8 protein-coding genes and 1 pseudogene are annotated in these 10,628 nt (G+C 57.9%); 5 read left to right on the forward strand and 4 right to left on the reverse strand.

The annotated features are described in order from the left end of the window. The coding region (locus R6U41_RS02060; RefSeq protein WP_410268172.1) for a hypothetical protein at positions 1 to 190 on the forward strand (190 nt) is incomplete at its 5' end. Positions 191 to 493: 303 nt separating this feature from the next. Beyond that, entirely contained in the window at positions 494 to 1,147 is a 654-nt protein-coding gene (locus tag R6U41_RS02065; RefSeq protein ID WP_410268173.1) for a lysophospholipid acyltransferase family protein, read from the forward strand. Positions 1,148 to 1,157: 10 nt separating this feature from the next. Here R6U41_RS02065 and R6U41_RS02070 read toward each other — a convergent pair whose 3' ends face one another. The 4 genes and pseudogenes from R6U41_RS02070 to R6U41_RS02085 all read right to left on the reverse strand — a co-directional run. Then, a complete protein-coding gene (locus tag R6U41_RS02070; protein ID WP_410268174.1) occupies positions 1,158 to 2,612 on the reverse strand; it encodes a methyl-accepting chemotaxis protein in 1,455 nt (484 codons plus the stop codon). A 192-nt stretch (positions 2,613 to 2,804) separates the two neighbouring features. After that, a complete protein-coding gene (gene priA / locus R6U41_RS02075) occupies positions 2,805 to 5,249 on the reverse strand; it encodes a primosomal protein N' (RefSeq protein WP_410268175.1) in 2,445 nt (814 codons plus the stop codon). Next, positions 5,233 to 6,252 (reverse strand): phosphate acyltransferase, encoded by a 1,020-nt coding sequence (locus R6U41_RS02080; protein WP_410268179.1) that lies wholly within the window; start codon positions 6,250 to 6,252, stop codon positions 5,233 to 5,235. The genes priA and R6U41_RS02080 overlap by 17 nt, the downstream gene beginning before the upstream one ends. Before the next feature lie 51 nt (positions 6,253 to 6,303). Next, a pseudogene (locus tag R6U41_RS02085) lies at positions 6,304 to 7,533 on the reverse strand (malic enzyme-like NAD(P)-binding protein); the annotation flags it as partial. A gap of 190 nt (positions 7,534 to 7,723) precedes the next feature. Between R6U41_RS02085 and R6U41_RS02090 the strand changes: the two are divergent. The 3 genes from R6U41_RS02090 to R6U41_RS02100 form a co-directional block, all read left to right on the forward strand. After that, positions 7,724 to 8,695 carry an MBL fold metallo-hydrolase gene (locus R6U41_RS02090; protein WP_410268176.1) on the forward strand — a complete coding sequence of 324 codons (972 nt, stop codon included), beginning with the start codon at positions 7,724 to 7,726 and terminating at the stop codon, positions 8,693 to 8,695. 22 nt (positions 8,696 to 8,717) lie between these two features. Next, a complete protein-coding gene (locus R6U41_RS02095) occupies positions 8,718 to 9,404 on the forward strand; it encodes an acetate--CoA ligase family protein (RefSeq protein ID WP_410268177.1) in 687 nt (228 codons plus the stop codon). Next, a partial coding sequence (locus R6U41_RS02100) for an acetate--CoA ligase family protein (RefSeq protein ID WP_410268178.1) occupies positions 9,397 to 10,628 on the forward strand: 1,232 nt, incomplete at its 3' end. The genes R6U41_RS02095 and R6U41_RS02100, both read left to right, overlap by 8 nt.

Genomic DNA, 10,628 nt, shown 5'->3' on the forward strand with positions numbered 1-10,628 from the left:
TGCCAGCAGATATGAAAAAGTTCCGCAGCGGCATCATGCCGTTGGCGGCCGCCGCCATTTTGCCTTCTCCGATGTCAGAAGACTGGTGGCCAAAGCCGCATTGGACAATAATTTTGCAATACTTTTCCCGGAGCCGCGAAAAAGACTAGTAAATTCATTTTTGACTAGCCTATTGCGCCTGGCGGCGTGATGAAATCCGGGAAACTTTAGATCACTTAAAACTGCCTGTAAAAAAGATCTTTTACAAGCATATCAATTTTTTAAAACCGAAATATGAAACAAGTTTACCGGCAATAATGCCGTAATGCAATAGATTCGAAATGATTTCTTCCTTTTGTAAACCAAAGCTGATGCAGGATGCCGCCCATCGGGAAGTGACCAGAGCCGGCACAACCCTTGACGCTTTGGGCAAAAGCGGGTATGGCCGGAAAATGAAAGCAAAAATTGCGGCAGAAACCATGCAGGCCTGCAGAGGCATTGGGAAGGAACGGATATGGGCATAAATACCAAAAAACTGCTTTACTCAAAACGCTTTGCTTACCTGGTCTACCGGTTTATCCGGATATATTCGGCCGGTTTGCGGCTGCGGGTGATCAATGAAGCGCCCTGGCAGCAGCATGTTGAGACCGGCGGAAAGGTGCTGCTCTGTGTCTGGCACCAGCAGTTTTTCTCGCTGATCCGGCCCTTTAAAGCCTATGAGAAATACCGGCCCGGGCTGATGATCAGCCGGAGCCGGGACGGGGAGATGATTGCAGCAGTGGCCAATTACACGGGATGGCAGACGGTTCGCGGCTCTTCGTCCAGGGGCGGGCGCACGGCCATGTCGCAGATGATCCGGCATTTGCAGGAAAACCGGCTCGGCGCCCATATTTTAGACGGCCCCAGGGGCCCTGCGGGGGTTGTGAAAAACGGGGCCGTCAAAATTGCCATGGACAGCGGTGCGCGGCTGGTGCCCGTGTATGTCGAAGCCGACGCAAAGTGGATCTTTAACTCCTGGGACCGGTTTTTTGTGCCCAGGCCGCTGTCCCGGGTGCGGATCCGTTTTGGCGACATGCTCCCGCAGATCCCGCGCACAACCGATGCAGCCGAGCTTGAAGCCTGGCGCAAATCCCTTGAAGACCGCATGCGCCCGGGGCTGGTGCGCTAAAGCCAAATCATCAGGTATTTTTGCCGCCCACCACGGCCTGCAGTTGGGTCACCATGTGCTCTAGTTCCGCAGCCTGGGAGGAAAGCTGTTCGGCTGCACTGGCCGACTGCTCGGAATTGGCCGCGTTTTGCTGAACCACCTTGTCCATTTCCGAAACCCCGGTGTTGACCTGCTCGATGCCCTGGGACTGATCCTTTGATGCGGCGGTAATCTCGCTGATAAGGGTGTTGACCTTGCCCGAGCTTTCCTTGATGGAATTGAGCTGGGCGGCCACTTCTTCTGCCACGCTGACGCCGTTGCCAGCGTTCTGCTGGGACTGCTCAATGAGCCGGGAGGTGTTGCTGGCCGCCTCGGCACTACGCTGGGCAAGGTTTCTGACCTCTTCGGCCACCACGGCAAAGCCCTTGCCGGCCTCCCCGGCCCTGGCGGCCTCAACAGCGGCGTTCAATGCCAGCAGATTGGTCTGAAATGCGATGTCGTCAATGGTTTTGATGATTTTTGACGTCTCGTTGGAAGACTCTTTTATTTCGTTTATGGCCGTGTTCATGCGCTGCATGGAGGTAACGCCGGATTCCACAGCAGATGCCGTCTCCTTGACCGCGCTGTCGGCCATTTCAGCATTGTCTGCGTTCTGCCGGGTCTGTGCGGCGATCTGCTCCAGGGATGCCGAAGTCTGCTCCAGGCTTGAGGCCTGCTCGCTTGAGCCTTCAGCCTGGGACTGGCTCGAAGAGGCAATCTGTCCGGAGGCAGAGGCCACCTGCTCTGAGCTTTTGCCCAGTCCTTGGACGATTCCGGCCAGCGTCCGGCTGGTCCGGCGGCTGAAGAAAAACGCAACTGCAATGGATATGCCGGCAAGGGTCAGGGAAATCAGCATCAGCAGCCTTGTCTGGGCCGTGATATCTTTTTGAATGCTTTCAACGTAGACGCCCGTGCCGATGATCCAGCCCCAGGGTTTGAATTCCGCCACATAGGACAATTTTGGCTCAATCTGTCCTTCGTTGTCATAGTACTTCCACTTGTAGGGCACGTGGCCGGCGCCTTCCTGTTTTGCGGTTTTCGCGAATTCAATAAAAAGCTTTTTCCCGTCCGGATCGGCGATATCCGAGACATCCTCTCCTTCCAGGTCCGGGCTGAACGGGTGCATGACAATGCGCGGGGTGAAATCCTGGATCCAGAAGTAATCCTTCATTTTCGGGCCGTAGCGGATGGTGCGCACGGTTTCCTTTGCGTGCGCCTGCGCCTCCTGGCGCGACATTTCTCCGGACTGCTGCTTTTCATGAAAGTTTTTCAAGACCGAAAGACCGACTTCCGCCAGTTCTCCGGTTTTTTCTTTTTTTTCAGTGTAAATGCTTTTTTCCAGGGACCGGCTGCTGACAACCCATAAAACGAGGGCCACCACAAGCACGGGAACCACGGATATGGCGATAATTTTGGCATTCAGGCTCATTTGCCGGATTGATCTCATTGCTGCTCTCCTGTGTTTGTTTGTAAACATTGTTTTTAAACAACAATGTTGTTCAGAAAAAACGCGTTGCCGGCAGGCGGGAATTTTTCCAAACCCGTCACCGGTTCTGTGTTTACCTTTCGGTGCGTTTTGGCAGATGTTTAATGCGGTAAGGGGGTTATTTTCTTTGTCCCATGTGGTGGGGCCCGGCGGCTACATCATGAAAAAGGGATCCACGTCAATGACGGTGTGAACTTCGCGGCCCGGGAAGGCCGAAGGGTTTTGGGTGCGCAAAAGATTGAGCATTTTCCGGACAGACCCGGCTTCCGGGGCCTTTAGCAGGATCTGCCAGCGGTAGCGCCCGGCAATGCGGGTGACCGGGGACTCAATGGGGCCGAGGACCTGGATCTGCTTGAAGTTCGGATCTCCGCTGTTTTGAATCTGCAGGCACAGGCGGCCGAGGTCTTCGGCCTGCTGGCGGGTTTTGGTTTTGTCCCGCCCGGAGATTTTCAGCTGGGTCATGCGGGCAAACGGCGGATATTGCAGGGCTTTTCTGAATTTGATCTCCTGGTTGTAAAAGGACATGAAATCCTGGATCCGGGCGGCCTTGATGGCAAAATGATTCGGGCTGTAGGTCTGCAGCACCACTTTTCCCGGGGCCGTGCCCCGGCCGGCCCGGCCGGCCACCTGGGCCAGGACCTGGAAGGTCATCTCCCCGGCCCGGAAATCCGGAAACGACAGGGAAAGGTCCGCGCAGATGATGCCCACCAGGGTGATGTTGGGAAAATCATGGCCCTTGGCCACCATCTGGGTGCCCACCAGGATGTCGATTTTCTGTTCTCGCAGGTTCTTGAGGATTTTGAGCAAAGCGCCCCTGCGGTTGATGGTGTCCTTGTCCATGCGGGCCACCCGGGCTTCCGGAAAAAGGGTGGCCACCGCGTCCTCAAGCTTTTCCGTGCCCGTGCCCAACTGCTTGATCGAAGCCGAGCCGCAGGTATCGCATTTGGAGACAGCGGCCCGGAAATAGCCGCACATGTGGCATTTGTAGATGTTGGCTTTTTTGTGAAGCGTCAGGGTGATGTCGCAGTGCCTGCATTTCAGGGCCTCACCGCACTGGGCGCACACCGGGTAGCTGGCAAAGCCCCGGCGGTTTAAAAACAAGAGCACCTGCTCGCCCCGGCCAAGGGTGGCCCGGATCTCCTCTTTCAGGGGCGGGGTGATAAACCGGCGTGCGCCTTTTGCTCCCCTGTGCTGCCGGAGATCCACCACCGACACCTCGGGCATGGCTTGGCGGTGGATACGCCGGGTGAGGTTGAGTTCGCGGAATTTTCCGGCTGCCACGTTATACACAGACTGAACCGAGGGAGTGGCCGATCCGAGAACCACAGCCCCGTCTGCCAGCTTGGCCCGGACCACGGCCATGTCCCGTGCGTTGTAGTGCAGCCGGCCTTCCTGCTTATACGAGGTGTCGTGCTCCTCGTCCACGATAATGACCCCGGGTTGGGTCAAGGGCGCAAACACCGCAGAGCGGGCGCCGATGACCACCGGTGACTCGCCCCGGGCAATGCGCATCCACTGGTCAAAACGCTCGCCGGCTGACAGCCCGGAGTGCAGCACCGCCACCCGGGCGCCGAACCGGGCCCGGAACCGGCGTTCGATTTCCGAGATCAGGGCGATTTCCGGTACCAGGACCAGGGCCGTGCGGTTGTGCTCCAGGGCATGGGCGGCAATGTGCATGTAGACCTCGGTTTTGCCCGATCCGGTAACGCCCGCCAGCAGGTAGGTGCAGAATCCGGATGTGACCGCCTCTGCCGCCTCCCGCACCACCCGCTGCTGTTCGCCGGTGAGCCGGGGCGGGGTGTCCGGGGTTACGGGATCGCCAAACGGGTCCCGGTAGACCTCCTGCTCCACAATGCAGACAATTTCTTTTTTGGCCAGGTCGCGCACGTGTGCGGCGGCCGTGGGGACGATTTTTTTCAGGGCGGCCACCGGGGTTTGTCCGTGGGCGCGCAGATGTTTGATAATTCTGGCTTTGGGTTCAGAAAGGCCGGATTCGTCCGCACTCGTATCCGTTAGGGCGGCCCAGCGCTCGGTCTTTGTGCGTACGGTCTGCCGCTGGAGTTTGTGCTGTTTTTCAATCAGTCCCTGCCGGCGCATTTTTTCCAAAAGGCTGCGGGGAATGTCTTCACCGGCGTTTTTGCACAGCGCCGCCCACCTGCAGGCCTTTTCAGTAAGCCGGGCCAGGACTTTGTGCTCGGCAGCGGCCAGGGTGTTTTCCTCCAGGGCCCGACGGCCCCGGGCAGTGGGCGAAAACACCGCGTATTCCGATGGGTTGATGCCCCCGGGCAGGGCGTCTGAGATGACCTCGCCGATGGGATGGATGTAATAGTCGGCAATCCAGCGGAAAAATGGGATCATTTCAGCCGGAAACACCGGGGTGTCGTCATCTATGACATCGTCTATGGGCCTTAGGGTATCCGCGGTGTCCCGGCTGTCTTCGCCCAGCACATAGCCCGTGATCCGGCGGGAGCCAAAGGGCACAAGCACGCGTTTGCCGGCTTCCACCAGGCCTTCCAGGGCCGGTGGCACCTGGTAGGTGTAGGTGCCGAACACCGGCATGGCCACGGCCACTTCAACCTGCTTAGGCCGGGTCGGCATGGGCGAAGACCGAGGGTTTTTTCTGCTGCTTGCGCTCAAATTCCTGGGCCTGGGCCACGGTAATGGCCATGACATTGACCACGTTTTCCATGTCCGTGTCGCGCTGGACCACGTTAAACGGTCTGCTGATGCCCATCAAAAGGGGTCCCACCGCCTTGGCCCCGCCTAGCCGCTGCATGAGTTTGTAGGCGATGTTGCCGGATGCCAGCTCCGGGAATATCAGCACATTGGCGGGCGCGCCCAGGCGGTTGAACGGGTAGTGCTGGTTTAGGATTTCGGATACCACTGCCGTATCCGCCTGCATCTCGCCGTCAATGGTCAAGGACGGGTCGCGTTTCATGGCGATTTCCACGGCTTTTTCCACCCGCTGGGCATCCGGGTGGCGGGTGTCGCCGAAGTTGGAAAATGAAAGCATGCCGATTCTGGGGTTGATGTCGAAAAACCGGGCCATTTCCGCGGTCAGCAGCGCGATTTCGGCAAGATCTTCGGATGTGGGGTTGATGTTGACCGTGGCGTCTGCAAACATCAGGATCCGGTCCCGGAAGACCATCAGATAAACCCCGGACACCTTGCTGACACCGGGCCGCCGGGAGATGACCTGGAGCACCGGCCGGATGGCGTCCGGATAGGACCGGCTGATGCCGTGGACCTGGCCGTCGACCATGCCTTCATGGACCATCATGGCCCCGAACACGAACCGGTTTTGGAGCTGGTGGCGGGTTTCAGCCGGTCCCCAGCCCTTGCGCGCCCGCATCATGTGCAGTTTGTCCACATACTGGTCAAACAGGGGGCTTTGCACCGGGTCAATGATTTCAATGCCGTCTAAGGGCACGTGGAGCTGCCGGGCCAGATCTCCAATCTCCTCGTGATTGCCGAGCAGGATAGGCCGGGCGATGCCTTCGCTTGCGGCGTGATGAGCGGCTCTTAAGATCACGGGATGGTCGCCTTCGGGCAGCACGATCCGCTTGGGGTTCTGCTGGGCCCGGGTGATGATTTTGCGCATGATTTCGCGTTCCGGTCCCAGGCGGGCCTCCAAAGCCTGGATATAGGCGCCTGGATCGCTGATCTCCGTGCGCGCCACCCCGGTTTCAACAGCGGCCCGGGCCACGGCCGGGGTGATTTTCAAAAGCACCCTGGAATCCAGGGGCTTGGGGATGATATAGTCGGGCCCGAAGGTCAGGGCCGTGCCCCCGTAGGCCCGGATCACCGAGTCGGGCACATCCTCCCGGGGCAGTTTGGCCAGGGCATGCACTGCGGCCAGCTTCATTTCCTCGTTGATGGCAGATGCGCGCACATCCAGGGCGCCCCGGAAAATATAGGGAAATCCCAGCACGTTGTTGACCTGGTTGGGATAGTCGGATCTGCCCGTGGCAATAATGGCATCGGGCCGGACCTCTTTGGCCTCGTAATAGCCGATTTCCGGCTCCGGGTTGGCCAGGGCGAAAATGATGGGGTTCTTGTTTAAAAGCCCCAGCAAATCCGGTGTAAAGGCCCCTTCCACCGAAAGGCCCAGCAAAACATCGGCGCCTTCTGCTGCATCAGCCAGGGTGCGTTTGTCCGTGGCAGCGGCAAATTCCTCCTTGTAGGGATTCATGCCCTGCTTGCGGCCCTGGTAAATTACGCCCCGGGAATCCACAAAAATGATGTTTTCCTTTTTGACGCCCAGCGATACATACATCCGGGCCGTGGCAATGGCGGCCGCACCTGCGCCGTTGACCACCACTTGCAGATCTTCGGGCTCCCGGCCGGTCAGGCGGCAGGCGTTGATCAGCGCAGCTCCTGAAATAATGGCGGTTCCGTGCTGGTCGTCGTGGAACACCGGAATGTTCATCTCCCGGCGCAGGGTGTCTTCGATGTAAAAACAGTCCGGTGCCTTGATGTCCTCGAGGTTGATGCCCCCGAACGTGGGCTCCAGCAGCCGGACGGTTTGGATAAATTCGTCCGGGTCTTCGGTTTTGATCTCGATGTCAAACACGTCCAGGTCGGCAAAGCGCTTAAACAATACCGCCTTTCCCTCCATGACCGGTTTTCCGGCAAGGGCCCCGATATTGCCCAGGCCGAGCACGGCGGTGCCGTTTGTGATCACGCCCACCAGGTTGGCCTTGTCCGTGTAATCATAGGCCAGGTCCGGGTCTTTTTGGATTTTCACGCACGGCAGGCCCACGCCCGGTGTATAGGCAAGGCAGAGATCGCCCTGGGACATGCAGGGTTTTGTGGGCACCACCTCGATTTTGCCGGGCCTGGGCTTGTTGTGGTATTCAAGAATTTCTTCATCAGTGGGCATTGTCAACAGCTTCCTTTGATGGATTAAGGGTATGGCGCAATAAACATAACTATATCCAAAATCCCTGGTGTGTCAACCGGGGGACTCTTGTCTTAGGGCTTGAAAAATATTTTTTAAGGAGTAGAATGGATTTTCGCAAAAAAAGAGTGAGCGTTCGTTTTATTTCCGGACCCCAAAAAAGGAAACCCAAATGGCTGAGCAGTTGTATCCCGGGCTTTATCGCATTCACATCCCGCTGCCCGAAAGCCCCTTGAAATATTTAAATTCATATGTGATCAAAGGCGGGGATCGAAATCTTGTTATTGATACCGGTTTAAACCGGGACGTTTGTAAAAGGGCCATGCTCGAAGGCCTGGATGAAATCGGCATTGCCATCGATTCCATTGACCTGTTTATCACCCATCTGCATGCGGATCATTTCGGGCTGGTGCCGGCGCTTGCCGGTGAAAATACCCGGATTTATTTCAATCGGCCCGACAGTGAGCTCATTGAAAACTGGCAGGGTTTTGAGCCCATGATTGCCTATGGCGGCCAGAGCGGATTTCCCGAACAGGAGCTGAGAAACGCCTTGAATCAGCATCCGGGATTTAAGTACGGCACCGGGTGGATGCCGTTTATGAACCTGATCGAAGACGGCCAGCAGCTCACCGTGGGCGATTACGCGTTTACCTGCATCCAGACCCCGGGCCATACAAAGGGCCATACCTGCCTGTATGAACCGGACAAAAAGATTTTTATTGCAGGCGACCACGTGCTCTACAACATTACCCCCAATATTCAGTGCTGGTCAGATACAGATGATCCCCTGGGCGATTATCTGGCCAGCCTTGACAAGGTGCGCGATCTCGAGGTCAGCTGCGCCCTGCCGGGCCACCGGCATCTGTTTGAGCGGTTCGCCCAACGCATTGACGAGTTAAAGGCCCATCACGGCCGGCGCCTGGAGGAAGTGGTGGAGATACTGGAGAAGGCCGGCCCTCAAAACGCCTTTGAGGTGGCCTCGCAGATGACCTGGGATCTGACCGCCAAAAGCTGGGCGGATTTCCCGGTGGCCCAGAAATGGTTTGCCACCGGAGAGGCCATTTCCCACCTGCGTTATTTGGAAATACAGAAGCGTATCCGGCGGGCACAGCAAAAGCCGGTGATTTTGTATGAACCCGCATAAACAAAAAAAGGAAAATTCAGCCATGGAAATCATTGATCAGGCCCTGGCCGCCGGCCGGCGGGCCCTTTCCGAATATGACGCAAAACGGCTGCTTGCTGATTACGGCATTGCCGTTACCCGGGAGCAGCTGGCCGCAGACCGGGACGCGGCCGTTGAAGCCGCCCGGCAGATCGGGTTTCCGGTTGTGGTCAAGGGCTCGGGCGCCCAACTCATGCACAAGACCGAATTCGGGGTGGTGTTTGTCAATATCGCAGACGAGCAGGGAGTGGCCGATGCCTTTGATGCCATTTCCGGCAAACTGGGTGACGGGTTTGAAGCCGTGCTGGTCCAGGAAATGGTTTCCGGCAAGCGGGAGCTGGTGCTGGGCCTGCACCGGGAGCCCCAGTTCGGCCCGTGCGTGATGCTGGGCCTGGGCGGCGTGCTCACCGAGGTGATCAACGACACGGCCTTCCGTATTGCCCCGTTTGACGAGGCCGAAGCCAGAGATATGGCAGCAGAGCTTCGCGCCGGAAAGGTCTTTGATGCGTTTCGGGGCGAGGCCGCAGCCGACATGGATCAGCTGGCCAAAAATCTGTGCGCCCTGGGCCGGATCGGACTGGAGCAGGAAAATATCGCTGAAATTGACATCAACCCAATGATCATCACACCCGAGGGCGGTCTGAAGGCCGTTGACGCGCTCGTGGTGTTAAAGGAAAGCAGCCATGACTGACCGAATTGAGGATTCTCCGCTATACCGGATTGCCAACCCCCGCAGCATTGCCATTTTCGGGGCTTCCAACAAGTCTACTGCCATGGGCACCGGGATTTTATCCTCGATCAAGCAGATGGGTTATGATGGCGCCATCTATCCGGTTCACCCCAGGGAGGAGACCGTACAGGGGCACAAGGCGTATTCGTCGGTGCTCGATCTTCCGGAAACCCCGGATCTGGCCATTATTGTGCTGCCCACACCGGTGGTGCCGGAGGTAATGGAGGCCTGCGGGCAAAAAGGAATCGGCCATGCCATCGTGGTTTCCGGCGGATTCAGGGAAGTGGGCCCGGAGGGCGCCGCACTGGAAAAGCAGTTAAACGAGGCCGCGGCCCGTCACAACATGCGTTTTCTCGGGCCCAACTGCATCGGGGCGGTCAACACCCACTTCAAGTTTAATGCCACGTTTCTGCCCTGCGACCATCCGCCGGGATTTATCGGCATGGCCTCCCAGAGCGGCAGCTTCATCACCCAGATGTTTGATTATCTGGGCCGCTATAATCTTGGATTTTCCACCGGCTTCAGCGTGGGAAACGAGGCCAGCGTCGATATTGTCGACTGCCTGGAGTATCTGGCAAAATGCCCGGACACCCGGGTGATTGCCCTGTATATCGAAAGCATCCGGCGGGGCCGGGAATTTATTGATGCGGCCAGAAAGATTGTTCCGCACAAGCCTGTTGTGGCTTATTACGTGGGCGGCACCGAGGCCGGCGGCCGGGCCGGGCTGTCGCACACCGGGGCCCTGGCCGGTGCAGACCGGGTATATGACGGGGTGTTCCGGCAAAGCGGGGTGATTCGGGCCCATTCCATCGAGGAAATGTTTGATATTTGCTGGTGCCTGGGCACAACAGCCCTCCCCCGGGGCAACCGGGTGGTCATCCAGACCCATTCCGGCGGACCGGGTGCGGTGGCCGCGGATGCATGCGCACGAAACGGCCTGCAGCTTCCTTCCATTGAAGATCAGACCCGGGAAAAACTGGCCGAATACATTCCCAGCACGGGCAGCATGAACAATCCCGTGGACCTGACCTTTACCAAGCGGAACCTGGATTATTTCGTGGACATTCCCAACGTGCTGCTCGCAGACAACAATGTGGATGCCCTGATGGTATACATGATGATGCCCCGGCGCATGGTGCTGATGGTGGCCGAAACAATGGGCGTGTCCATGGAAGAGGCCAAAAC

The organism is Desulfosalsimonas sp. (assembly GCF_046483245.1).
In the GTDB taxonomy this organism is placed as follows: domain Bacteria; phylum Desulfobacterota; class Desulfobacteria; order Desulfobacterales; family Desulfosalsimonadaceae; genus Desulfosalsimonas.